Raw genomic sequence first — 24,189 nt, forward strand, 5'->3', positions numbered from 1 at the left:
TATAAGGGAATGATGCTGAGGTTGCACCAATTACGCCCGATTCAAGCCAAAAAAGCACAACATAAGTGCATTCTAATGAATCGTAGGGTGGGTAGAGCAGCAGCGAAACCCACCAAACTCGTCACCAACCCGTTATTTTTATACTTGGCACACCCCTTGCATTGTAATCACCAAGCAGTCAACGGCGACTGCAACGATTTGAAGTGACTCCTCCTCCTAACCGTGCGATGTAGTACGGTATTTGGGTAAAGCTGCCCTGACCCCCTGTTGGTTCCTCCTCCCCAACAGGCGCGTCAGGGCTTTTTTTTGTCTACACGAAATGAATTTGAGGTTTTTATGAGCGATACCAAAAAACCGGATACGTCCGTCACCAACCCTAGCCGCCGCGATTTCTTGCTGAAAAGTGGCTTGCTGATGGCAGCGGGTTCAATCATGACAATGGTGCCTGCGGGCGTGCGCAATGCGGCATGGGCAGCGGGTTCGGATGCACCGGAAAAACCCAATATCAATGTCGGTTTCATCCCGCTCACCGACTGCGCCAGCGTGGTGATGGCGAACTTGAAAGGCTTCGACAAAAAGTACGGCTTAACCATTACCCCGACCAAAGAAGCGTCATGGGCAGCGGTACGCGACAAACTCACCAACGGCGAATTGGATGCAGCGCATGTGCTGTACGGCTTGGTTTACGGCGTGCAAATGGGTATCGGTGGCCCCCAAAAAGACATGGCAAACCTGATGACCATCAACAATAACGGGCAGGCGATCAGCCTTTCCAGCCAGTTGCATGAGAAGGGCGTGACCGATGGCGCATCCCTTGCCAAATTCATGAAAGACAACCCGCGTGAATATACTTTTGCGCAAACCTTCCCGACCGGCACGCACGCCATGTGGCTCTACTACTGGCTGGGCAGTTTAGGCGTAAACCCGATGAAAGACGTGAAAACCATCACCGTACCGCCGCCGCAAATGGTGGCGAATATGCGCATCGGCAATATGGACGGCTTCTGTGTGGGTGAACCGTGGAATGCGCGGGCGATTGCCGACAAGATCGGTTTTACCGCCGTGACTTCGCAAGACATCTGGAAAGATCACCCGGAAAAAATCCTCGGCACCACCGCTGAGTGGGTGAAAGCCAACCCGAATACAGCGCGTGCCTTGACCGCTGCGGTGTTGGAAGCCTCCAAATACATCGACGACATGGCAAACCGTCCTGAGGTTGCCAAAGCGATTGCTGCCAAAGCCTACGTCAATACCGAAGCCAGCGTTATCGAAGGGCGCATGAAAGGCGAGTACGACAACGGCATCGGCAAAACCTGGAAAGACGACAACTACATGAAGTTCTGCAACGACGGCGCGGTGAACTTCCCGTACCTGTCTGATGGCATGTGGTTCCTGACCCAGCACAAACGTTGGGGCTTGCTCAAAGATCACCCTGACTATTTGGAAACCGCCAAAAAGGTCAACCAAATCGACATCTACAAGCAAGCGGCAGAACTGGCGAAAGTCAGCATCCCCGCCAGCGATATGCGCGAATCGACGCTGATCGACGGCGTGAAATGGGATGGCAAAGACCCGAAAGCGTATGCAGATGGGTTTGCGGTCAAGGTGTAAGGAGTTTCGTATGTGGAAAGAACGTTCACTAGGGCTACTAGCCCCCTTCCTAGGACTGCTCGGCTTCGTGCTGCTGTGGTCGCTAGTTTCCGCCACCAACCCGCAATTGCCGGGGCCGGTGTCAACATGGGCATCCGCCGTGGAGTTGTTCAAAGACCCGTTTTACCAAAATGGCCCGAATGATCAAGGCATTGGTTGGAATATTCTCAATTCGTTGGCGCGGGTCGGGATTGGTTTCGGCATGGCGGCATTGGTGGGGATTCCGGTGGGTTTCATTATCGGGCGGGTGAAGTTTTTCAACGACATGCTCGCACCGATTATTAGCTTGCTGCGTCCGGTGTCGCCGTTGGCGTGGTTGCCGATTGGCTTGCTGGTGTTTCAGAAGGCTGAGCCAGCGGCAATTTGGGTGATTTTCATCTCGTCGATCTGGCCGATGATTATTAACACCGCTGTCGGGGTGTCGCGGATTCCGCAGGATTATCTCAATGTGGCGCGGGTGTTGAATCTGTCGTCGTGGAAGATGTTTACCAAGATTTTGTTGCCTGCAACCTTACCGTATGTGATGACCGGGGTGCGGCTTGCTATTGGCGTGGCGTGGTTGGTGATCGTGGCGGCGGAAATGCTGACTGGCGGGGTCGGTTTGGGTTTCTGGGTGTGGGATGAGTGGAACAACTTGAACGTTGAACACATCATTATTGCGATTTTCGTGGTGGGGCTGATTGGTCTGCTATTGGAACAATTTTTGTTGCTGCTTGCCAGCCGTTTGCGAACCGAGTGAGGTGGTTATGGATTCCAGCAAATACGTGCAGCTTGAACACGTCGATATGGTGTTTAACACCAAGAAAGGCCCGTTTCAGGCGCTGCAAGAGGTCAATTTGAACATCGCGGCAGGCGAGTTTATTACCCTGATTGGGCATTCGGGCTGCGGTAAATCGACCGTGCTGAATATCGTGGCGGGGTTGCTGAACCATACCAGTGGGGTGGCGTTGTGTGCTGACCGCGAAATCAAAGGGCCTGGGCCGGATAGGGCGGTGGTGTTCCAGAACCATTCGTTGCTGCCTTGGCTGACGTGCTTTGACAATGTGTACCTCGCGGTGGATCGGGTGTTTGGCGCGACGGAAAAGAAGGCACAGCTTAAGCAGCGTACCCACGAAGCCTTGGCAATGGTGGGGCTGACTCATGCGGAACATAAGTTTCCGAATGAAATTTCCGGCGGGATGAAGCAGCGGGTGGGGATTGCACGGGCGTTGGCGATGGATCCGAAAGTGTTGCTGCTGGATGAGCCATTCGGTGCGTTGGATGCTTTGACCCGTGCGCATTTGCAGGATGAGCTGATGAAAATCACTGCCGCCACTCACAAGACGGTGATCATGGTGACGCATGATGTGGATGAGGCGGTGTTGCTGTCGGATCGAATTGTGATGATGACCAATGGGCCATCAGCGACGGTGGGGGAAATTCTGAAAGTGGATTTGCCGCGCCCGCGCAATCGGCTGGCATTGGCGGATAACCCTACGTACAACCATTATCGTGCCGACGTGTTGCGTTTCTTGTATGAGAAACACTCACACAAGGAAGCAGGGGTGGTCGTCAGTGATAATGTGGTGGAATTGAAACCCGCGACAGCAAAAGCTGCATAAAAACCCCATTTAGGGCTTGACGCAAAAGCGTGTGCTACGTATAGTTCGCGCTCTTGATTGAGGAATGAAATCAACGTATTCTACCTCTCAACGTCGGAGTATAGCGCAGCCTGGTAGCGCACCTGTTTTGGGTACAGGTGGTCGGGGGTTCGAATCCCTCTACTCCGACCAACAATTCAACTCTTACTTGCGCCCGTAGCTCAACGGATAGAGCAACGGCCTTCTAAGCCGTAGGTTGCAGGTTCGAGCCCTGCCGGGCGCGCCATTAATGCCCCCAGCAGACAATGTTTTCAGTGGTGACTGTAGCTCAGTTGGTAGAGCACTGGATTGTGATTCCGGTGGTCGTGGGTTCGAGTCCCATCAGCCACCCCACTTTTTTCCCGCTTCAAATATTATGCAAAAGTCAAAGGGCTGTGTATAATCGCCTCCTTCGTGATTCTCGGTAAGGTTTGCTGACCGGAATCCGCAATAGATACATGCGAAAATGGCGGAATTGGTAGACGCACTGGTTTTAGGTACCAGCGCCGCAAGGCGTGAGAGTTCGAGTCTCTCTTTTCGCACCACTTTAACTCCTTGATTTTAATGATTATCTGCCCTGCATTGGTGGATGTCAGACCCGTAACGAGGTTTTTACATGCAATTTTCTGTCGAAACAATCGGTAACATCGACCGCAAAATGACAGTGGCAGTTCCTGCCCAAAAAATCGACCAAGAAGTAGAAAAACGCCTGAAAGGGATGATGGGTCGCGTTAAAATCGACGGTTTCCGCCCCGGAAAAGTGCCGTTTGGCGTGGTCAAAAAGCGCTATGAAGATGGCGTGCGTTACGAAGTCGTGGAAAAATTGCTGGGTTCTGCCTTCCAAGATGCCGCTAATCAAGAAAAATTGCGTGTCGCCGGTTTGCCAGAAATCGACCTGAAAACGATGGAAGCCGGTAAAGATCTCGAATTCGTGGCGAGTTTCCAAGTTTACCCCGACGTGGTGATTGCAGGCGTTGAAACCCTGACGATTACTCGCCCGGTCGCAGACATTGCTGACGCTGATCTCGACAAGATGATTGATGTCATCCGCAAGCAAAATCAAGAATGGAATGAAGTTGACCGCGCTGCTGCGGTAGGCGACACGGTAAAAGTCGATTTCGACGGTTCTGTCGATGGCGAAGCCTTTGAAGGCGGTGCTGCCGAAGATTATTCGGTCGAACTCGGCGCAGGCCGCATGTTGAAAGACTTTGAAGACGGTCTGGTTGGCATGAAAGCCGGTGACGTGAAAACCATTGATGTGGCTTTCCCTGATACTTACCACGCTGAAAATCTGAAAGGCAAAACCGCACAATTCAAGCTGACCATGAAGCAAGTTCGCGCTGCTGTGCTGCCAGAAGTTGATACCGATTTCATCACTAAATTCGGCGTGGAAAGCGGTTCTGTCGATGATTTCCGTGCTGAAATCAAAAAGAATATGCAGCGTGAACTCGATACCGCCATCAAAACCCAGCTCAAGCAGCAGGTGATGGACGGTTTGGCGGAATTGCACGCTATTGATATTCCCAAGTCACTGGTGACGGAAGAAATCCGCTACGTTCGTGATGAGTTCTCGCAAAACACTGGCTCTCCGGCGGATAATATCCCCGACGAGTTGTTTGCGCCGCAAGCAGAGCGCCGCGTGAAGTTGGGTTTGATTGTGGGTGAAGTGATTCGCCAACACAGCCTGCAACGCGACCCGGCACGGGTTGAGGCAATGTTGGAAACCGTGGCTGCCAGCTACGAAGACCCGCAAGCGCTGAAAGACTACTACCGTGGCAACCGTCAAGCCATGCAGACCATCGAAGCAGCGGTAATGGAAGAAATGATCGTTGAATGGGTGATGGAAAAGGCCACCGTCAACGACGAAACCCGCGACTTCGATAGCGTCATGAACCCCAAAAAGCCGGAACAGGCACAAGCCTGAGTCCCGTAAACAGATAAAGGTAGGTTGTAATGTTTGGAATAAACCCGATTGAACCACGCGCTGTTGGCGTGCCAATGGTTATCGAGCAATCTGCTCGTGGCGAACGCGCCTTTGACATTTACTCGCGCTTGCTGCGGGAACGGGTCATTTTCTGTGTGGGTGAAGTCGAAGATTACATGGCTAATCTGATTGTGGCACAGTTGCTGTTCCTCGAATCCGAAAACCCTGAGAAAGATATTCACCTGTATATCAACTCACCGGGTGGGGTGATTACCGCAGGCATGGCGATTTACGACACCATGAAGTTTATCAAGCCACAAGTCAGCACCTTGTGTATCGGTCAAGCCGCCAGCATGGGCGCGGTGTTATTGGCAGCGGGTGAGAAGGGCAAGCGTTTCGCACTGCCACATTCGCGCGTTATGATTCACCAGCCGTCGGGTGGCTCGCGTGGACAAGCTTCTGATATTGAAATCCAAGCGCGTGAAATTCTCAAAATGCGTGAGGTTTTAAACAAGGTATTGGCGGGTCATACCGGGCAAACGGTTGAGCGTATTGAGCAAGACACGGATCGGGATAACTTTATGGATGCGATGCAGGCGCGTGAATACGGCTTGATTGATGAGGTCTTGACAGTTCGCACGTGATGGATTGTCGGATTAAAGTCCGATCTATATAGCCATTTGTCAGAAAACAGCCTGTCTTTACAGGCTGTTTTCGTGTCTGGACAGGTATTTTTTAGCAAAAGAAGCATAAAATACTTGTAAAAGGCGAGTATTCTTGTAACAAGACAAGTTTATTAGAATAATATAGCTTGAAAGCAGTCATACGGACACAACATAGTCCTTTGGTTTACATCGTTGATGTGTCGTGAAGCGGCACAGGATAGAGGTTCTGATGAGTAAAGATAGAAGAGGCGATCACGATAGCGGCAAGCTGCTGTATTGCTCTTTCTGCGGAAAAAGCCAGCACGAAGTGCGCAAGCTGATCGCTGGCCCTTCGGTGTTCATTTGTGATGAATGTGTGGATTTGTGTAATGACATCATTCAAGAGGAAATGCACACCGCGCAAGGGTCTGATGAACAATCTTCCCTGCCGACGCCGCGTGAGATCAAAGGCAACCTTGATGAATACGTGATTGGTCAGGAATTAGCAAAGCGCGTGCTTTCAGTAGCGGTTTATAACCACTATAAGCGCTTGTACAAAAAAGGTGGCGGCAAGGATGAAGTCGAACTGGCAAAAAGCAACATTTTGCTAATTGGCCCAACGGGTAGCGGTAAAACCTTGCTGGCGGAAACGTTAGCACGCTTGCTGAATGTACCGTTCACGATTGCGGATGCCACGACCCTGACCGAAGCCGGTTATGTGGGCGAGGATGTGGAAAACATCATCCAGAAATTGCTGCAAAAATGCGATTACGATGTCGAAAAAGCGCAGACGGGCATTGTCTATATCGACGAAATCGACAAGATTTCGCGCAAAGCCGATAACCCTTCCATTACCCGTGATGTGTCGGGCGAAGGCGTGCAGCAAGCCCTGCTGAAGTTGATCGAAGGCACGGTAGCCTCTGTACCCCCGCAAGGTGGGCGTAAACACCCGCAGCAAGAATTCTTGCAGGTTGATACCCGCAATATCCTGTTCATTGTGGGCGGTGCGTTTTCCGGTATGGATAAAGTCATCCGCCGCCGTACCGAAAAGGGCAGCATTGGCTTTTCTGCCAAGGTGAAATCACCGGAAGAAAGCCGCAGTTTCGGTGAAGTTATCAAAGACATCGAGGCCGAAGACTTGGTGCATTACGGTTTGATTCCAGAATTTGTGGGGCGTTTGCCAGTTATTGCCACCTTGGAAGAGCTGGATGAAACGGCATTGGTGCAAATTCTCACCGAACCGCGCAATGCCTTGACCAAGCAATACGCCAAGCTGTTTGAGATGGAAGGCGCAGAATTGGTCTTCCGCGATGATGCGCTGCATTCGATTGCACGTAAAGCGATGGAGCGCAAAACCGGGGCGCGTGGTTTGCGCTCTATTATGGAAAAAATCTTGCTGGATACCATGTACGACCTGCCATCCGAGCAGAACGTCAGCAAGGTGGTGGTGGATGATTCCGTCGTCAAAGGCGAATCCCAACCGTATCTGATCTATGAAAATGTCGAGCCGCAGCAGCAATTAGCCGCAGGCGAATAACATTTGTTGGCGTACCGAGGTGTCTGCCTCGGTACGCCACCCTCCCTATCTGCCACAGTGAGTACTTATTATGGCTGAATCAATCATCGTTCCCGTTTTACCGTTGCGTGATGTTGTGGTTTACCCACACATGGTGATCCCCTTGTTTGTCGGGCGTAACAAGTCCATCCAAGCCTTGGACATGGCGATGGATAGCAACAAGCAAATCCTGTTGGTTGCTCAAAAAAGCGCCGAAGTGGATGCCCCTGAGTTAGATGATGTGCACACCATGGGGACGCTTGCCACCATTTTGCAATTGCTGAAGCTGCCGGATGGCACGCTGAAAGTATTGGTGGAAGGGCTGGAGCGTGCGGAAATTATCGCGATTGATAATGACGGTGATTTTTCCGCTGCACGGGTTAAAGTAGCTGCTTCGGTTTCCGCTGACAGCCGCAAAATTGATGTGCTGAGCCGTTCTTTGGTGAGCTTGTTTGAACAATACGTCAAACTGAATAAAAAAGTTCCACCAGAAATTCTCTCTTCCTTATCCAGCATTGATGATCCGGTACGTTTGGCGGATACCATTGCCGCGCATCTGGGTTTGAAGATTGCGGAAAAACAGAAAGTGTTGGAAATGCTTGACGTCGAAGAGCGCATTCAATACCTGATGGAGTTGGTGGAAGGTGAAATCGACTTGCTGCAAGTCGAGAAAAAGATTCGGGGGCGCGTCAAGCAACAGATGGAACGCAGCCAGCGCGAGTATTACCTCAACGAGCAAATTAAAGCCATCCAGAAAGAACTGGGTGAAATGGACGATGCTGCGCCTAATGAAATGGAAGAGTTGCTGCGCAAAGTCGAAGCAGCCGGTATGCCCAAGGAAGCCAAAGACAAAGCCGACGCCGAGTTGAAAAAACTCAAAATGATGTCGCCGATGTCAGCGGAAGCCACGGTGGTACGCAACTACATCGACGCGCTGGTCAATTTGCCCTGGAAGAAAAAATCCAAAGTTAATAACAACCTGCCTGATGCCGAAAAGGTGCTCAACGAAGACCATTACGGCTTGGAAGAAGTCAAAGAACGTATCCTCGAATTCCTTGCGGTGCAGCAGCGCGTCAAAAAGATCAAAGGCCCAATTCTGTGCTTGGTAGGGCCGCCGGGGGTGGGTAAAACCTCCTTAGGGCAATCCATTGCGCGTGCGACTGGGCGTAAATTTACGCGGATGGCATTGGGCGGAGTACGCGATGAAGCCGAAATTCGCGGGCATCGGCGCACCTATATCGGTTCATTACCCGGTAAAATTCTTCAGAATTTGACCAAAGTAGGCACGCGCAACCCGCTGTTCTTGCTGGATGAAATTGACAAAATGGCCACCGATTTTCGCGGTGATCCGTCGTCGGCGCTGTTAGAGGTATTAGACCCGGAACAAAACCACACCTTCGCCGACCATTACATGGAAGTGGATTTCGACTTGTCGGATGTGATGTTCGTGGCGACTTCCAACAGTATGCACATTCCAGGGCCGTTGTTGGATCGCATGGAGGTCATCCGCATTCCGGGTTATACCGAGGATGAAAAACTCAGCATTGCCAAAAATTACTTGGTTCCAAAGCAGATCAAGGCAAACGGCTTGAAAAAAGGCGAGCTGACCATTAGCGATAGCGCGGTGATGGACATTATTCGGCATTACACCCGTGAAGCCGGGGTGCGTAATCTGGATCGTGAAATCTCCAAGTTATGCCGCAAAGCCGTCAAAGAGCATCTATTAACTGACAAGAAGAAGAGCTCTGTTACCCCGCGTAACATTGAGAAATACCTTGGCGTGAAACGTTTCGATTTTGGACGCGCGGACAAAGTTAACCAAGTGGGTCAGGTGACAGGCTTGGCGTGGACTTCGGTTGGTGGTGATTTGCTGACCATTGAAAGTGCCTTGTTGCCGGGCAATGGCATGATCAAAAGCACCGGGCGCCTAGGCGAGGTGATGAAAGAGTCTATCCACGCCGCTGAGACTGTGGTCAAAAGTCGGGCGCGTAGTTTGGGGATTACACGCAGATCATTGCGTAAGAACAATGTCCATATCCACGTGCCAGAAGGTGCAACCCCTAAAGACGGCCCTAGCGCGGGTATCGGCATGGTAACAGCGATGGTATCCGCCATGACGCGCATCCCTGTGCGTGCTGATGTGGCAATGACGGGTGAAATCACCTTGCGTGGCGAGGTGTTACCAATTGGCGGGCTGAAAGAGAAGTTGTTAGCGGCACACCGTGGTGGTATCAAGTTGGTATTGATTCCTCGAGAAAATGAAAAAGATTTGGCAGAGGTGCCAGATAATGTGAAAAAAGGTTTGGAAATTCGTCCTGTGAAGTGGATTGACGAAGTATTAGCGTTGGCGTTGGAACACGCGCCAATTCCACTGGCTGACGACGAAGATTTGGATGATGATGCCGAAGCGCCCGCCGCAGCGCCGGTGGTGGCGTCTGAGGAGGAGGAAATTACTCCGGCGAGACCGCATTAACGTGTCTACACTGGAGGCTGAAATGTTTCTGTGCATCTGAAGTCCGTCATTTTGTTGACATATTTTAGATAGCGCTGGTATAACTAGCGGGCGTATCCGCATGGGTGGCTCTGCTGACCGCGAAGTGGCAGGAGTGTTTCAGTTTTCCCCTATAATGAATTCATAAGGAAAGTTCTATGAATAAAGCAGAATTGATTGATGCAGTAGCAGAGAAGTCCGGTTTGACTAAAATTGATACCGATAAAGCGTTCAAGGCATTTATTGAAGTCATCAGCGAGTCGATGGCAAAAGGCGACCAAGTGGCTCTGGTTGGCTTTGGTACGTTCCTTGTGCGTGAGCGTCAGGCACGTTCTGGGCGTAATCCGCGTACTGGTGAAACAATTTCTATCGCTGCTGCTAAAATTCCTTCATTTAAGGCTGGTAAAGCCCTAAAAGATACTGTACAGTAGCGACCTCTGATGAACGACGGGTAGTTAGCTCAGTTGGTAGAGCGTCGCCCTTACAAGGCGAATGTCGGGGGTTCGAGCCCCTCACTACCCACCATCTTCATCACAGTTTTTATCGCGGAGCGGTAGTTCAGTTGGTTAGAATACCGGCCTGTCACGCCGGGGGTCGCGGGTTCGAGTCCCGTCCGCTCCGCCAACTATTTATGAAAGGATGCTCAAGCAGCATCCTTTTTGTTTGTTTCAAGTTGTTCAACACAACATCGCGGAGCGGTAGTTCAGTTGGTTAGAATACCGGCCTGTCACGCCGGGGGTCGCGGGTTCGAGTCCCGTCCGCTCCGCCAACTTTTTCCATTTCATCCCCCCCTTTCTTCCTGTATGATGGCGATCTTGCGTGCGTGGGGCGTGCGCATTAATTGTTCATTAATCAACATTACACACAAAAACGTAAAAGACCATGCTGCAATCAATTCATGACAAAGCCAAAGGCTGGATTGCCTATGTTATCGTAGGCGTCATTATCGTTCCCTTCGCACTGACCGGGATCTACGACTATTTGCAAGGGGGAGACAAGCGCGTTGCAGCGGTTGTCAACGGTGAAGACATCCCGGTGCAAGCCGTACAAAATGCGCTGGTGCAATTGAAGCAGCAATTCGGTGGACAATTGCCAGAAGGCATGGATGATGCGCTCAAAAGTAACGCGCTGGAATCCGTCATTAACCAAACCTTAGTCCAGCAAACCATTCGTGATGGTGGCTACCGTGCGAGTAATCAGGAAGTGGCTGATGCCATTGCTGCTATCCCGGTATTTCAAAAAGATGGGAAGTTCGATAAAGCGACTTACGAAAACTTCCTGAAAATGCAGCGGCGTGACCCTGCTGAGTTTGAAATGCAGGTGCGTACTGATCTTTCCCTACAGCAGTTGCGCAATGCGGTGCTGGCAACGGCTTTCTTGCCGAAATCAGAAGCGGAACAATACCAAGTCCTGCGCAATCAGCAACGTGAGTTGGAAATCTTCACCTTGAAGCTGGCAGATTTTCAGACGCAAGTGCAAGTTACCGATGAGCAGATTGCCCAGTATTATGAGCAAAACAAAGCGTCTTATATGACCGATGAGCGGGCGCAATTGGCGTATGTGGAACTCAAACGCGATGACCTTGCCGCACAAGTGAGCGTGGACGAGGCGGCGTTGAAAACGTGGTTTGAGACGAATGCGGATACCTACGCGCAACCAGAACAACGTATGGTTAGCCATATTTTGGTCGGGGTTGATGATCCCGCCAAAGACGCCGATGCTAAAAAGCGTATTGATGCACTGTATGCCGAAATCCAAGCCGGGACGCGCACCTTTGAGGCGATTGCCCGCGCTGATTCCGATGACAAAATTGCCGCCGAAAAAGACGGGCAGATGGGGGCAATTGTGGCGGGTGACTGGGGCGCTGAGTTTGAAAAGGCGGTATTTGCCCTCAATGCGGGTGAAACCTCGAAGCCGGTAAAAACCGAAGCCGGTTATGAAATTATCCGTGTGACTGAAATTAAACCGGCACAGCCAAAAACGTTTGAAGAATCCCGTGCCGCAGTGGAGGCCGATTATCGCAAGGAACAAGCCGAACAAGCCTTCCTCGACAAGGGCGAAGTGCTGGGGCGGATTGCGTATGAGCAAGACGGTGATCTTGCACCCGCTGCTAAGGAAACGGGTTTGACTGTGCAACAAACCGACTGGATTACGCCGGTGCAAGGGCAGGGCATTGCCGCGAACGACAAAGTACGTGCGGCGGCCTTCAGTGAAGACGTGTTGAAGTCTGGCAAAAACTCCGAGGTATTGGAGTTGGAAGATGGCAATGCGGTGGTGATTCGCGTGGTTAACCATGAACCTGCGGCACAGAAACCGCTGGATACGGTGCGTGAAGAGATTCGTACTGCGTTGCTGGCGCAGGAAGCCCGCAAGTTGACGGCGCAAAAAGGTGAGGAATTGTTAAAACAGTTGACCACCGCGCAATCCTGGGCAGCGTTGACAGCCTCTGGCCTTGGTGTGGAAACAGCGGTCGAAAAAACAGGCTTGATTGGACGTACTGATGCAAAACTGTCGCCTGAGATTGTGCAACAGGCATTTGCCATGACGCATCCGGCAGCAGGCAAATCCACGTGGGGCAGCGTTGCCTTAGGCAATGGGGATTACGCTATTGTTGCGCTGAAATCGGTTAAAGCCGGTGACGCTGCTTTGGGTGCGGATGCTGAAGCCGTTTACAGCCAAAGCACCGGCGGGCGTGAATTGGAAGCGTTCCTGAAAGGTTTGCGCGATGCTGCCGATGTTGAAACTCACCCTGAGAATTTGTAAGTAGGTACATGAAAGTCCATCTGAAAGCGTTGGGATGCCGTCTAAATGAGGCGGAATTGGAACAATGGTCGCAGCAATTCCGTGCAGAGGGGCATGAAATTGTCCCCAACGCGCCCGATGCTGACGTGTTAGTGCTGAATACTTGTGCGGTAACGCATGAGGCATCCGGCAAATCACGTCGTCTCATGCACCGCCTTTACCGCGAAAACCCTGCCGCTAAATTGGTGGTTAGCGGTTGTTATGCCAGCCTGCAAGCGGATGAAGTCGCCCAAACGTTGGGTGTGGATTTAGTCGTACCCAATACCGAAAAAGACCAACTTCCCCAAACGGTGATGCAACAATTTTCCCTGCCGGTGATGCCTGCGATGGCGAGTGAGCCGGGGGAATCGCCGTTGTTTTTGCGTGGGCGCCACCGCGCTTTTATCAAAATTCAAGATGGTTGCCGCTACCGTTGCACGTTTTGCATTGTGACGGTGGCGCGTGGCGATGAGCGCAGCCGTACTGAAGCCGACATTGTTTCAGAAATCAATACATTGCATCAGCAAAGCATTCAGGAAGTCGTGTTGGCTGGGGTGCATGTTGGCGGCTATGGCAGCGATACGGGCACCTCATTGTATGCGCTCGTGCAAGCCATTTTGCGTGAAACCGATATGCCGCGTATTCGCTTTGCTTCGGTCGAGCCGTGGGATTTGCCGGATGATTTTTTCGCACTTTTTGCCAATCCACGCTTAATGCCACACATGCATTTGCCCTTGCAAAGTGGCGCAGATACGGTGTTGCGGCGCATGGCACGGCGTTGCAAGACCGCCGAGTTTGCGCAATTGGTGGCTGAAGCGCGGCGCAGTGTGCCGGGTTTCAACGTGACCACCGATATTATCGTTGGATTTCCGGGGGAAACCGCTGAGGAATGGGAGCAAACGCTGGCGTATGTGGAGTCGGTGGGCTTTGGACACCTGCATATTTTCACCTATTCAATCCGCACGGGAACAAAAGCAGCGGGTTTGCCAAACCAAGTGGCTGAACCGCTGAAGAAAGCCCGTAGCCAAACCTTGCACGCAATGGGCGAACGTTTGAAGCAGCAGTGGCTGACGCAACAAGTGGGTCATACGGTGCCGGTATTGTGGGAGTACGGTCGCGCTGGTGACGCCGGACAGCAGATTTACACCGGCTATACCCCTAATTACAGCAAAGTGACCGTCGCGGTAGCAAACCATGAGATACTGGAAAATACCATTAAGCCGACGATGCTGACAGGTGTGCTTGAAGCGGGTGTTCTTGAAGGGAGGGTGTGAGCGATGAACGTTAACAGCTATAAAATCTATTTTTTGGGTTTTTATTTACTCATAGCCAGCGTGTTGCTGTCTGGGTGCATTTTCTCTTCGGAGTCGCAACAAGCGCGTGAAGTTGCCGATAAGTTTTGGCAGGCGGTGCTGGCGGAAGACATGGATACGGCTAAAAATCTGACAACGTGGGAGAGTGCGCAATATTTGCAATTTCTTACCAGTAAAAGTGTTGCCGCCAAGCGTTTCGAGACGGGTGAAATCAAGGTGGATGGCACGACTGCTGAAGTGGCAACGGTGCTGCATAGCGGTGAAAAAGGCGATATGACGATACCGTTACGCACGGTGTTAATCCGCAATAAAGATGTGTGGCAAGTCGATGTGCAAAAAACCATGGGTTCGATGGTCAGCGGCGCAATGGGCGCAGTGGCTGATCAACTAAATACCTTCATGGAAAACGGTCTGCAAGATTTGGATAAAGCGTTGTCTGACAGCGTACAAGAGTTAAACAAGAGTTTGAAACAAGGCGTGGATCAGTTGAAACAAGAGCTGACCGTTCCCCCAACGACGCCGCCACCTCCCGTTACGCCTCCCGCGAACGAACAAGCCATATAAGATTATATTTTAGTCAAAAAGCCAACTTCCTTGTTGGCTTTGTTCATTTCTATTGCATTCATTTACTATTCAAGCTTATATAGTGATTGTGCCCGTATACAAGCAAAAAACACCATTTCGTCAGTCGGTTACTGGTATAACTCAATAAAGAGCTGTTATGTTGGCATCGCACTGTTGTGAATGGTCGTATCAATGAAGTGGAATGCCCCATGCCAAAATTAGTCATTAAACAAGACCTGCCTGAGCCGTCCCTTATTGAAAAATTGGAAGGTTTATTGCGGGTTGTTTTGCCTGTGTTGTTATTTAGTATTGCACTTGCTGCTGTATTATTGTTCTATTTGTCCCGTGAGTCTCACGAGCCGACGGTGCTGGAAAATGACGTACCTGCCATGCCGACTGCGATATTGCCTCTCGCCTACACGCAAGAAGCGCAACATTTAACGACCTTAGCACGTGAATTTGAGATGCAAGAGAAAGTCGGGGTTGAAGAATACGCCAAACACGCACGCTTAGTCAGTCAAGCGGATGCGCTTCTTACCCAACTGCGTTTGATGGATGAACGCGTGGAAACGTTAAAGGTGGATGCCGATACCAAACAGGCTTTACTAACGCGCCATCAATATCAAAAAGATTATTGGGAGGCGAAGCGGGTGTTTCATGATTTGCGCTTGTCACGTTTCAATGAGTCGCCCAAAGTACCAGAAGCTCCCCCAGCGGCAATAAAACCCGCTGAAAAATCATTACCTGACGCACCCGCGCCAGCACCAAACGCTGAGATGCCCAAGGATTTTTGTCCACTCTTTGGGCCAGGAGCAGCCGCGTGTCGACCGGGGGCTGAGGATAAACCCTGAGGTTTATTCTAAGTCGAGAATCGTTTGCCACTCGGTTGCGCTTACTGGCATGACCGATAGGCGGCAGCCCTTACGCACTAGCGGCATGTCTTGCAAAGCAGCTTGTTCCCGCATTTCGTATAAGCTGATGGTTCGGGTTAGTTTGCGCACGAATTGCACATCGACTCGATACCAGCGTGGTTTTTGTGGGTCACTCTTGGGGTCGAAGTATTTTGCTTCCGGGTTAAAAGCGGTGTCATCGGGGTAGCCTTGAGTGGCGATCTTGGCGATACCGACGATGCCGGGAACGTCGCAATTGGAATGGTAGAAAAATACCTGATCACCGATTTGCATTTGGTCGCGCAGCATATTGCGAGCTTGGTAATTGCGCACACCATCCCACGGTTCGATGCCTACTTTCTGTAAGTCATCAATACCGAATACATCGGGTTCTGATTTCATCAGCCAGTATTGCATGGGGTTATCCTTTGCTTCCGGTATTTTTTTCGGGGGTGATGTAAGCGACGGTGAAGTGTCCGTTGCCCTGTGCCATCTGCTGGTTAAGCCAAGGTAGCAATGTTTGCATTTGTCCGGCGAGTAACCAAGGTGGGTTGATGATGAATAAGCCGCTGCCCGTCATGCCCATTCCAATGCTATCGGTTAAGGGGCAAAATTCGAGTTGCAAAATGCCTGCGATCCCCGTTTGTTGCAAAGCTGCTGCCATTTGTTTGACGCGCTGGCGTTCAATTACCGGATACCACAGCAAGTAAGTGCCAGTTGCAAAGCGTTGGTGGGCTTTGCTAAGGGTGCTGATTACGTCGTTATAGTCGGTTTTGAGTTCGTAAGACGGGTCGATGAGTGTGACGGCACGGCGTGTAATCGGGGGCAATAAGCCGAGTAAGCCTTGCAAACCGTCTTGTTTGCTAATGTGAACGCGCTTGTCGTCGCCTAAATTTTGGTTCAGTGCGCTGAAATCGCTGGGGTGCAATTCAAAGAGGCGTAATTGGTCAGCGTTGCGCAGTAAATTGGCGGCTAACCAAGGTGAACCGGGGTAATGGTTCAGTGTTGTGCTGGGATTGAGCGAGCGGATTTGTTGCAGATAAACTTGCAGTTCGTCCGGCACATTGGACGCTTCCCACAGGGTTTGGATGCCTTGGGCAAATTCGCGGGTTTTTTGGGCTGCCGCGCTGCGGAGTTGGTATAAGCCGCTGCCAGCATGGGTGTCGATGTACCAGAAGGGTTTATCTTTGCGTAAGTAGTATTCCAGCGTTGACACCAATACTAAGTGTTTGAGGACATCCGCGTGGTTGCCTGCGTGGAAAGCGTGTCGATAGCTTAGCAAGTTGGTCGTTCCGTGACAGTTTCGAGGCGAGATACAGCAGGTGGGGGGCGAATCATTGTTCGCCCCTACCAAGTGATTACTGGGTGACAGGCCCTGGAGTGGTTGTCGTTGTCGCTGGTGCTGGCGTCGCTGCGGGTGATGCAGTATCGGTCGCGGGCGCAGTTGTTGATGTTTCTGGCATGACGCTAGGTGCGGTCGGCGCTACCGGCGGCATTGGCGGAATCATGAACGGTGGCAAATTGTTGTTCATGCCGGGTTGCATTCCAAACGGTGCCATTGGGCGTGCATAGCGGGGTTGGGTGTTATTGCTCCAGCCCATGCCGGGAAAACTCGGACCATTGTTCCAGTTGAACGGCATATTAGCGCCATTCCATGAGGGGCCGTTGTTCCAGTTGAAGGGCATGTTCATGCCATTGTTCCAAGGATTAGTGTTACCCCATGATGGGCGATTATTCCAGTTAAACGGCATGGTCGAGCCATTTCCCCATCCCATATTCGGGCCACCTCCCCATGACGGGCTATTGCCCATATTGAAACCATTGCCGGGGCTGTTGCCCCATGATTGGTTATTGCCCCAATTCATATTGGGATTCATATCGAAGTTGTCAAAGCCCCAGCCGCCTGCATTGGCATTGCCTGCGATGCCTGCCAAGAGGATGCTTACAATCATTTTTTTCATGGAGTCGCTCCTAGTGTATTTTGTCATGCTAATACGAAAACAGGCCGGATAAACCGACCTGCTTAGTATAACTGCTTTGGCTAAAATTATTTAGCAGAAGGGCCTGGGGTTGCGCCCGGAGCAGTTGGCATTGCTGGCATCGGCGGCGGCGCCATCATTGGAGCGCCCATTGGCACACCTTGTGGAGCCATCATTGGAGCGCCCATCGGCATACCTTGTGGAGCCATCATTGGAGCGCCCATTGGCATACCCATTTGTGGAGCCATCATCGGCGTGCCCATTGGCATACCCATTTGCGGCGCCATCATTGGGTAGTTGTTATTGTTGCCCATGAACGGCATATTGCTATTGTTGCCCATGAATGGCATACCACCCATGAAGCCTTCATCACCACCGCCATAGCCATCTTCGCTGTCGAAGCTGTCCATCATTTCTTCCATCCAGTACATTGGCGTCCATTCTGGAAAATCACTTTCTTCGTAGTAAGGGCCTTGCGGACCCATTTTCCATTCGCCGTTGTTGCCACCAAAGAAGTCGTTAGCGCTTGCGCCAGCCGAGAAAGCCAACAGGCTTAAACCGATTAATAATTTTTTCATCTCAATGTCTCCTATGCGGTTATGTCATATCAGGTTGAACCTGACCATGCAAACACTATATCAGTATATTCTAATATATGCCAGTGTCGAAATGAAAAAAACTCCGTTCAGAACTGACGGCATCCAGCGGCACATCCCACGGCTGGCGTATCAAATGATCGACTTGCTGAAAGCCATAAGCGAAGCCGCACAGATAGGGGCGTTTGCCGCAAAGTCGGGTGCGTTTGAAGCCAAAAGTTCGGTCATAAAAACCACCACCCATGCCCATGCGCGTACCAGTATGATCGAAAGCAACCAAGGGTGTAATGACCAAATCCAGCCAAGCGGCTGGTCTGGCCTCACGGTAACGCGGGTAAGGTTCGGGGATGCGAAAGCGATTCAAGCGAAACCGGGTATTGGCATCCCAGCGTACAAACCACAGTCTTCCATCTTTGAAAGGCGATAACACCGGCAAATAAAAACGTTGGTGCGGCAAGGCGTGTTTGCGCACAGTGCGGGGGTCGGCTTCTCCTCTTACGGGTAAATACAACGCAATGTGCCGCGCGTTACAAAACAGGCGTTGCGCGGTCAAATGGCGGACGGCTTGGGCGGAAAATTGTGTGTGTAGCGCTTGAGGCAGAGCCGCGCGGCGGCGTTGAATGCTACGCCGCAAGATGGAATTAGGCTTAGTGGGGAGGGGCGTCGAGATTACTGGCATCAGGATCCTTCAGGCAAAATTGGAAGCTGGTTTCTTCTACTCGCAGGGTATCGCCAGCGACCAACGTGCGGGTACGGTGGTTATTCATCGTCCCCGTTTCCCGCGTAATATACTGCCCTTGGGGAGAGCACTCAATGACGATTTGCCCCGTCGTTTGATTGCCCAGCACCAAACGTTCGGCTTTTAAGGGGATAATGTACCCAGACTTGCCGCCATCCAGCACTTGCAGCCAGGCCGTGTAACTTGAATCCATCAGTTTGGGGTGGATGCTGAGGCGTTTGAGTTGCACCGCTAAGCCCTGATCAGTACGGAACACCACTTGGTATTTCCCCAAACCAATGATGTCGCCATCTGTCAGCAAATGGCGGTCAATCTGTTGTTGGTTGACGTAAGTGCCGTTGGTGCTTTGCAAATCTTCCAAAAAGCAATCATCGCGCACCACGGTAATTCGCGCGTGGTTATTGCTGATGGTGCGGTCGGGTAGCGCAATGTCGGATTTGCCATGCCGCCCAAAGGTAATGCTGGTTTTTTTTACCGCAAGGCGTTTGAGAATTTGTTTATCAAACATGACAATTAGTTCGCTCATGAGTGGCCAATCGCTCCCTCGGTCGCTGCAATCACCTCCAAACGCTCGCCCACTTTTAATTTGGAGCTGCGTTTGCTGTTACGTTTCATCAAGGTTTGTACGGACGTGCCGTGACGCTGGGCAATGGATTGCAAGGTGTCACCCCGGCGCACGGTATGCACTTTGGCGCTGGTTTTCGTTTTGGCTTTGGCAATTTTACTGGATTTTTTGCCAATGCGGGTGGTCGCCAAGTTGTTGTAACCGCTCGCCGGGGCGCTGGCATACACCGGGCGACTGGCAGCAGGCAAAGCATCAATCACGGTCATCAGTTGCTGGGCGTATTGGCGCGGCAGCACAATGCGGTTGGAATATTGCGGAGTCGTCACGCCGCTGCGGAAACACGGGTTTAAATTCAATAAGGTGTCAGCTTCCAAACCGGCTTGTAAGGCGGCTTGGCGTAAATCCACCGGCTTGTCGATGTGCAATTGCGCTAAACGGGCTTGATTCGGCGTTTTTGGCAGCGTAATGCCGTAACGCGGCGCATTGCCAATCAACTCTTTGAAGGCCAGCAAACGCGGTACGTATTCACGGGTTTCTTTGGGCAATGACAAATGCCAAAACGTGGTGGGCAAGCCTTTGGCGCGGTTGCGGTCAATTTCACGTTGCACCCGGTTTTCACCGCAATTGTAAGCGGCGAGTGCCAATAACCAATCACCGTTGAAATCATCATTAAGTTTTTGCAAATACGTCAATGCCGCGCCGGTGGCGGCAAACGGATCCATGCGGGCATCGTAGGATTTCGCTTGCTGTAAGCCGTAGCGTCGCCCGGTATCGGGGATAAATTGCCACAGACCCGCTGCACCGGCATGAGAAAATACGTCCGCGTCGAAGGCGCTTTCCACAAAAGGCAGCAGTGCCAATTCGTTGGGCATTCCACGGCGTTCCACTTCGTGTACGATCATGTGCAGGAACACGCTGGCGCGTTCGGAGAGTAGGTTTAATTGTGCCGGATTGCGCCCGTAATAATTAACAAAGCGTTGCACCTGCGGGTGTTTGCTGTATTGATCGCTGAGCTGGAAACCCCGAAATACCCGTTCCCAGGTATCGAAATCTTCATCCAAGGTCGGCTTTTGTGGTTGCGCGTTAGCAAGATTGGATGTGTGTAAAGCGGCTTTGCGTAGCGTCGGTTGTTGGCTGGCCTGTTCCGCTTTGCCTAGGGTGTTGGAGCAGCCGGTGCCGGTAAACAGTGCTAGGATAGACGCTGCCATCAGCGTCTGCTTATTTATTATTATCATGTTTAAAACCCCATTGACCTTGTTGTTCTTATGTTGCTCTTGATTCGTCGTTATAATGGTATACACGATAGCAGTCGAGTAACTGAATACTCTCATAATTTTTTCTGATTAGTCTTGTCTGTTGCGAATATAATACGTCTGTCACTTGTGAACAAGGAAAAATCGCTGAACGCCACCTCTACCACTTCATTGCCACCCGCCGGAGTCAAACTGTGTCGGGATTGGTACGCTACGTCGGCAGGGCAGGCAACCTTGGCGCGGGTGCAAAGCATTGTCAGTCGGATGAGCGCGGACATTTTCGGCTATTACGCGCTGGAAACGGGTGTGTTGGCGGGGCAGCATTCATTTTTGCAAGAATCACGGGTGGCGAGCCAGTTTTCTTTAGGCATATTGCCCGGTGAACAAGCCAGTATTGTCGGCACGCCTGAACAATTGCCGTTTGCCTTAAATAACTTGGATCTGGTCGTTGCCAGCCACGCGTTGGATTGTATGCATAGCCCGCATCAAGTGTTGCGTGAAATTGAGCGGGTGTTGGTGCCGGAAGGCCATTGCATCTTGATTGGTTTTAACCCGATGAGTTTCAAGGGATTGGCGCAACTGCGCTACTGGCATAACCCTAAAGCTCGGCCTTGCCAGTTTTATTCCACGTTTCGGGTGCGTGAATGGTTGAGCGTATTAGGGTTTGAAGTGTGTGAAACCGCATCGGCTGGTTTTTGCCCGGTATTTGGCGGCGATTACCTCTTCAAACGGACACGTTGGTTAGACCATTTGGGCAGTCAGTACCGCTTAATGACGGGCAATGTGTACGTTATTCATGTGCAGAAAAAAGTATCCAATATGACGCCGTTATTGCCTGCGCGTAAGGTAAAACCGTTGTTGCGTCCGGGGATGATTGTGAATCCGGGGGCAGGGCGTGCGTCCCGTAAAGAGCCAAAAGATGTCAAATAATGCCGTTGAAATTTTCACCGATGGGGCGTGCCGTGGCAATCCGGGGCCGGGTGGTTGGGGTGCTTTGCTACGCTATAATGGTGTAGAGCGCGAACTCTATGGCTATCAACCGCTGACTACCAATAATCAAATGGAACTGATGGCAGCCATCCAAGCCTTGGAAACGTTGAAACGCCCCTGCGACGTGATATTAACCACCGACTCCCAATACGTCCGCCAAGGCATTACCGAATGGTTAGCCGGTTGGAAACGCAAAGGCTGGAAAACAGCAGCGGGCAAGCCGGTCAAAAATCAAGAGTTGTGGCAACGTCTGGATATCGCTTCCGCCCAACACAAGATTGATTGGCGCTGGGTGAAAGGCCATAGCGGACACGCCGAAAACGAACGGGTAGATCAATTGGCTAATCAAGCCATCGACGAGAAGAAATTATGAGTCGCCAAATTATCCTCGATACTGAAACCACCGGCCTTGAACCGAAAGAGGGGCACCGCATTATCGAAATCGGTTGCGTGGAAATGCTCAACCGGCGCTTGACGGGGAATAATTTCCACGTTTACTTGCAACCGGATCGCGAAATTGATGCGGGGGCGATTGAAGTTCACGGCATCACCAATGATTTTCTGGCAGATAAGCCGCGTTTTGAAGCGATTATGGATGATTTTCTCGCGTATGTGCGTGGGGCTGAGCTAATTATCCACAATGCGCCGTTTGATATTGGTTTCCTTAATCACGAATTGCGCTTGGTGAACCCGGCGCATCAGCCGATCACGGATGATTGCAGCGTGACCGATACGTTGCGGATGGCACGGCAATTGTTCCCCGGTCAACGCGCCAGTTTGGATGCGTTGTGCAAGCGTTACGAAATCAATAATGCTCACCGCACGTTGCATGGCGCGTTGCTGGATGCGGAGATTTTGGCGGATGTCTACCTAGCAATGACGGGCGGGCAAGTCAGCTTGTTGCTAGGGGCAGAAGATGGCAATCGTGACGGACAACAAGGTGGAGCAGTCATTCGGCGCGTGACGGCAGACGTGAGTCGCTTGCGGGTAATTCCGGCAAGTGAAGATGAATTGGCGGCACATGCGGAACGTATTGCCGCTATCACGAAGGCTGGGGGCAAGTGTTTATTTGCCCCGCCGTCGGTTTAAAAGTTAAAGGTTGCGCCGACGTAGATCATGTCGGTGTCGGTTTTAACGCTGTGTAGATCAACAACGTTTTTATTCGCATCCAACTCCAAGAAACGGTCGCTGCTGCCGGTGTCAAAAGTGCGATCCCACCCCACCCGAATGCTGATTTTATCGGTGACTTCGTGTTCAACGCCAAGCCCTACCGTTGGGCTGACGCCCCGGTCGGTGCTTTTGTAGCGTTCATTGATGCCGTCGAGGTTGGTGTAATCCATGCTGTTTTTATTTTCCCAAGCAAATGCACCGGCTTTGCCGTAGACCGAGGTCTTGCGGGTAATGCGGCGATTGGCTTTGGCGCTGATGCCGATGCCACGGGTTTTTTGACGGGCTTTGGCGTATTCAGCGCGTCCGCCGGGAATGCCGAATTCGGGGCGGTACATGTCGATAGCGTAGGTGTCACCAAGATTGGCATATTCCGCTTCGACGCCAAACACCGGGTTTAAATTGGCACCCGCGTAGACTTTGTGGACTTTGGCGCCGCCGGTATTTTTCTTGTGCATGGTGAATTGTGAGCCAGTGCATTCATCACAAAATTGGGCTTCATTGCCGTTGTTTTGGGATGCACCAATGGCTGCTCCAGCGTAATAAGGGGAAAAGCCTGCTTCTGCCATGCTTGAACCCATGAGCGCGGCAAGACCAGCATTGACGACAAGAAACTTTTTCATGGGGGGTGTCCTGAAAGTAGTCTAATAACAGATTTTATGACCTTGATTTTACGGCTGTATGATTAATTAAGGTGAGGGGATTCGATGAAGTGGGGTGTTTGGCAGATGATTGGTGTGGAGGGTTCAGTTAATGTTTCCAGATGACATCAACCGCATAATCAGCGAAATGTCCATCAGCGCTGAGCAGAACTAATTTCTCGCAGATGGCTTGCGCAATCAGCAAACGGTCAAACGGGTCACGATGATGGAATGGTAAGGTTTGCACTTGTTGGCAATGGCTGACCTGCATGGGCAGTAGTTGCACAGTATTCTCGTCACACCAGGTTTGCAGCCTTGCCAGCGCGTTATCTTCGAGTTCAATTTTGCCCAAGCTCATTTTGATCGACAGTTCCCAAAAGCTGGCAACGCTGATGAATAGGGCATTGTTTTCGTCTTCGCAGATGGCTGTGACTGCGGCAGGCAGTTTGTCTGGGCTATCGACTAGCCATAACAAGGTATGCGTATCCAATAATGCTCTCATACCATGTATTCTTGAAAATCATCCAGTGGTGCGTCGAAATCAGCAGCGATATGTTTGACTAAACCGCGAAGTGAGCCGAGCTTGCGTTTGGCAGGTGGTTTGGTGAGTGCTTGCAGGCGTACCACGGGCTGGTTGTTGCGGGCAATGATGACTTCTTCCCCGTTCAGCACGCATTGTATGAGGTGGGAAAGTTGGGTTTTGGCTTCGTGGATGTTGACTTGCATGGTTGGCTCCTTGGTTAGTCATAAGTCTAGCTAAGCTGTTGGATGCTGGCAAGTGAAAAGAGTGCTAGGTTTGGTGATATACTCGCCCATTCGTTACGGCAT

Annotated in this window: 25 protein-coding genes and 7 tRNA genes; 22 read left to right on the forward strand and 10 right to left on the reverse strand. The window is 51.4% G+C overall.

All coding sequences use genetic code 11. The features are described from left to right. Positions 1-336 precede the first annotated feature (336 nt). The 19 genes from L3K52_06910 (at position 337) to L3K52_07000 (ending at position 15,392) form a co-directional block, all read left to right on the forward strand. Positions 337-1,611, forward strand: coding sequence for an ABC transporter substrate-binding protein (locus tag L3K52_06910; GenBank protein UOG93455.1), 1,275 nt, complete (start codon positions 337-339; stop codon positions 1,609-1,611). A 10-nt stretch (positions 1,612-1,621) separates the two neighbouring features. Beyond that, complete coding sequence (ntrB, locus tag L3K52_06915) at positions 1,622-2,389, forward strand: nitrate ABC transporter permease (GenBank protein UOG93456.1); 768 nt, start codon at positions 1,622-1,624, stop codon at positions 2,387-2,389. Positions 2,390-2,396: 7 nt separating this feature from the next. Continuing rightward, positions 2,397-3,251 (forward strand): ABC transporter ATP-binding protein, encoded by an 855-nt coding sequence (locus L3K52_06920; GenBank protein ID UOG93457.1) that lies wholly within the window; start codon positions 2,397-2,399, stop codon positions 3,249-3,251. 94 nt (positions 3,252-3,345) lie between these two features. Further along, a tRNA-Pro gene (locus L3K52_06925) sits at positions 3,346-3,422 on the forward strand. A gap of 18 nt (positions 3,423-3,440) precedes the next feature. Continuing rightward, a tRNA-Arg gene (locus tag L3K52_06930) sits at positions 3,441-3,516 on the forward strand. Positions 3,517-3,547: 31 nt separating this feature from the next. Next, a tRNA-His gene (locus L3K52_06935) sits at positions 3,548-3,623 on the forward strand. A gap of 106 nt (positions 3,624-3,729) precedes the next feature. Then, positions 3,730-3,814 (forward strand) — tRNA-Leu (locus L3K52_06940). Positions 3,815-3,885: 71 nt separating this feature from the next. After that, entirely contained in the window at positions 3,886-5,193 is a 1,308-nt protein-coding gene (gene tig, locus L3K52_06945) for a trigger factor (GenBank protein ID UOG93458.1), read from the forward strand. 29 nt (positions 5,194-5,222) lie between these two features. Continuing rightward, positions 5,223-5,837 (forward strand): ATP-dependent Clp endopeptidase proteolytic subunit ClpP, encoded by a 615-nt coding sequence (clpP, locus tag L3K52_06950; GenBank protein ID UOG93459.1) that lies wholly within the window; start codon positions 5,223-5,225, stop codon positions 5,835-5,837. Positions 5,838-6,087: 250 nt separating this feature from the next. Continuing rightward, the gene (gene clpX / locus L3K52_06955; GenBank protein UOG93460.1) at positions 6,088-7,374 is read left to right on the forward strand and encodes an ATP-dependent Clp protease ATP-binding subunit ClpX; all 1,287 of its coding nucleotides are present in this window, start codon (positions 6,088-6,090) and stop codon (positions 7,372-7,374) included. 70 nt (positions 7,375-7,444) lie between these two features. Beyond that, positions 7,445-9,865, forward strand: a complete 2,421-nt coding sequence (gene lon / locus L3K52_06960; GenBank protein ID UOG93461.1) for an endopeptidase La — start codon at positions 7,445-7,447, stop codon at positions 9,863-9,865. 176 nt (positions 9,866-10,041) lie between these two features. Next, a complete protein-coding gene (locus tag L3K52_06965; GenBank protein ID UOG93462.1) occupies positions 10,042-10,314 on the forward strand; it encodes an HU family DNA-binding protein in 273 nt (90 codons plus the stop codon). Positions 10,315-10,332: 18 nt separating this feature from the next. Further along, positions 10,333-10,408, forward strand: a tRNA-Val gene (locus tag L3K52_06970). Positions 10,409-10,430: 22 nt separating this feature from the next. Beyond that, positions 10,431-10,507: transfer RNA gene (locus L3K52_06975), tRNA-Asp, on the forward strand. A gap of 68 nt (positions 10,508-10,575) precedes the next feature. Next, positions 10,576-10,652 (forward strand) — tRNA-Asp (locus L3K52_06980). Between the two features lie 113 nt (positions 10,653-10,765). Continuing rightward, positions 10,766-12,646 carry a SurA N-terminal domain-containing protein gene (locus L3K52_06985; GenBank protein UOG93463.1) on the forward strand — a complete coding sequence of 627 codons (1,881 nt, stop codon included), beginning with the start codon at positions 10,766-10,768 and terminating at the stop codon, positions 12,644-12,646. Positions 12,647-12,654: 8 nt separating this feature from the next. Then, a complete protein-coding gene (mtaB, locus tag L3K52_06990) occupies positions 12,655-13,938 on the forward strand; it encodes a tRNA (N(6)-L-threonylcarbamoyladenosine(37)-C(2))-methylthiotransferase MtaB (protein UOG93464.1) in 1,284 nt (427 codons plus the stop codon). Between the two features lie 3 nt (positions 13,939-13,941). Next, positions 13,942-14,541 carry a hypothetical protein gene (locus L3K52_06995; protein ID UOG93465.1) on the forward strand — a complete coding sequence of 200 codons (600 nt, stop codon included), beginning with the start codon at positions 13,942-13,944 and terminating at the stop codon, positions 14,539-14,541. Positions 14,542-14,750: 209 nt separating this feature from the next. Beyond that, on the forward strand, positions 14,751-15,392 hold the full coding sequence (locus L3K52_07000) for a hypothetical protein (GenBank protein ID UOG93466.1): 642 nt from the start codon (positions 14,751-14,753) through the stop codon (positions 15,390-15,392). Positions 15,393-15,395: 3 nt separating this feature from the next. On the opposite strand, the gene L3K52_07005 is transcribed toward L3K52_07000, so the two are convergent. The 7 genes from L3K52_07005 to L3K52_07035 form a co-directional block, all read right to left on the reverse strand. Next, on the reverse strand, positions 15,396-15,848 hold the full coding sequence (locus L3K52_07005; protein UOG93467.1) for an EVE domain-containing protein: 453 nt from the start codon (positions 15,846-15,848) through the stop codon (positions 15,396-15,398). Positions 15,849-15,852: 4 nt separating this feature from the next. Then, the gene (rlmJ, locus tag L3K52_07010; protein ID UOG93468.1) at positions 15,853-16,713 is read right to left on the reverse strand and encodes a 23S rRNA (adenine(2030)-N(6))-methyltransferase RlmJ; all 861 of its coding nucleotides are present in this window, start codon (positions 16,711-16,713) and stop codon (positions 15,853-15,855) included. A 76-nt stretch (positions 16,714-16,789) separates the two neighbouring features. Beyond that, positions 16,790-17,392, reverse strand: coding sequence for a hypothetical protein (locus tag L3K52_07015; GenBank protein ID UOG93469.1), 603 nt, complete (start codon positions 17,390-17,392; stop codon positions 16,790-16,792). Between the two features lie 86 nt (positions 17,393-17,478). Then, a complete protein-coding gene (locus tag L3K52_07020) occupies positions 17,479-17,988 on the reverse strand; it encodes a hypothetical protein (GenBank protein UOG93470.1) in 510 nt (169 codons plus the stop codon). A 70-nt stretch (positions 17,989-18,058) separates the two neighbouring features. Further along, positions 18,059-18,685, reverse strand: coding sequence for a 5-formyltetrahydrofolate cyclo-ligase (locus L3K52_07025; GenBank protein UOG93471.1), 627 nt, complete (start codon positions 18,683-18,685; stop codon positions 18,059-18,061). Continuing rightward, positions 18,654-19,271 (reverse strand): FHA domain-containing protein, encoded by a 618-nt coding sequence (locus L3K52_07030; GenBank protein UOG93472.1) that lies wholly within the window; start codon positions 19,269-19,271, stop codon positions 18,654-18,656. The genes L3K52_07025 and L3K52_07030 overlap by 32 nt, the downstream gene beginning before the upstream one ends. Then, positions 19,268-20,518 (reverse strand): transglycosylase SLT domain-containing protein, encoded by a 1,251-nt coding sequence (locus tag L3K52_07035; GenBank protein UOG93473.1) that lies wholly within the window; start codon positions 20,516-20,518, stop codon positions 19,268-19,270. The genes L3K52_07030 and L3K52_07035 overlap by 4 nt, the downstream gene beginning before the upstream one ends. A gap of 174 nt (positions 20,519-20,692) precedes the next feature. On the opposite strand from L3K52_07035, the gene L3K52_07040 reads away from it, so the two are divergent. From L3K52_07040 to dnaQ, 3 genes are read left to right on the forward strand one after another with little or no spacing between them, the layout of a single operon-like run. Further along, a complete protein-coding gene (locus tag L3K52_07040) occupies positions 20,693-21,493 on the forward strand; it encodes a class I SAM-dependent methyltransferase (GenBank protein UOG93474.1) in 801 nt (266 codons plus the stop codon). Further along, complete coding sequence (gene rnhA / locus L3K52_07045; GenBank protein ID UOG93475.1) at positions 21,483-21,926, forward strand: ribonuclease HI; 444 nt, start codon at positions 21,483-21,485, stop codon at positions 21,924-21,926. Before L3K52_07040 ends, rnhA begins: the two co-directional genes overlap by 11 nt. Next, entirely contained in the window at positions 21,923-22,642 is a 720-nt protein-coding gene (gene dnaQ, locus L3K52_07050) for a DNA polymerase III subunit epsilon (GenBank protein ID UOG93476.1), read from the forward strand. Before rnhA ends, dnaQ begins: the two co-directional genes overlap by 4 nt. Here dnaQ and L3K52_07055 read toward each other — a convergent pair. From L3K52_07055 to L3K52_07065, 3 genes are all read right to left on the reverse strand, one after another. Continuing rightward, positions 22,639-23,343, reverse strand: coding sequence for an outer membrane beta-barrel protein (locus tag L3K52_07055; protein UOG93477.1), 705 nt, complete (start codon positions 23,341-23,343; stop codon positions 22,639-22,641). The genes dnaQ and L3K52_07055 overlap by 4 nt on opposite strands. Positions 23,344-23,470: 127 nt before the next feature. After that, a complete protein-coding gene (locus tag L3K52_07060) occupies positions 23,471-23,863 on the reverse strand; it encodes a type II toxin-antitoxin system VapC family toxin (protein ID UOG93478.1) in 393 nt (130 codons plus the stop codon). Then, the gene (locus tag L3K52_07065) at positions 23,860-24,087 is read right to left on the reverse strand and encodes a type II toxin-antitoxin system Phd/YefM family antitoxin (GenBank protein UOG93479.1); all 228 of its coding nucleotides are present in this window, start codon (positions 24,085-24,087) and stop codon (positions 23,860-23,862) included. The genes L3K52_07060 and L3K52_07065 overlap by 4 nt, the downstream gene beginning before the upstream one ends. Positions 24,088-24,189 lie beyond the last annotated feature (102 nt).

Origin of the sequence: Candidatus Thiothrix sulfatifontis (assembly GCA_022828425.1) — a bacterium.
GTDB classification, from domain to species: domain Bacteria; phylum Pseudomonadota; class Gammaproteobacteria; order Thiotrichales; family Thiotrichaceae; genus Thiothrix; species Thiothrix sulfatifontis.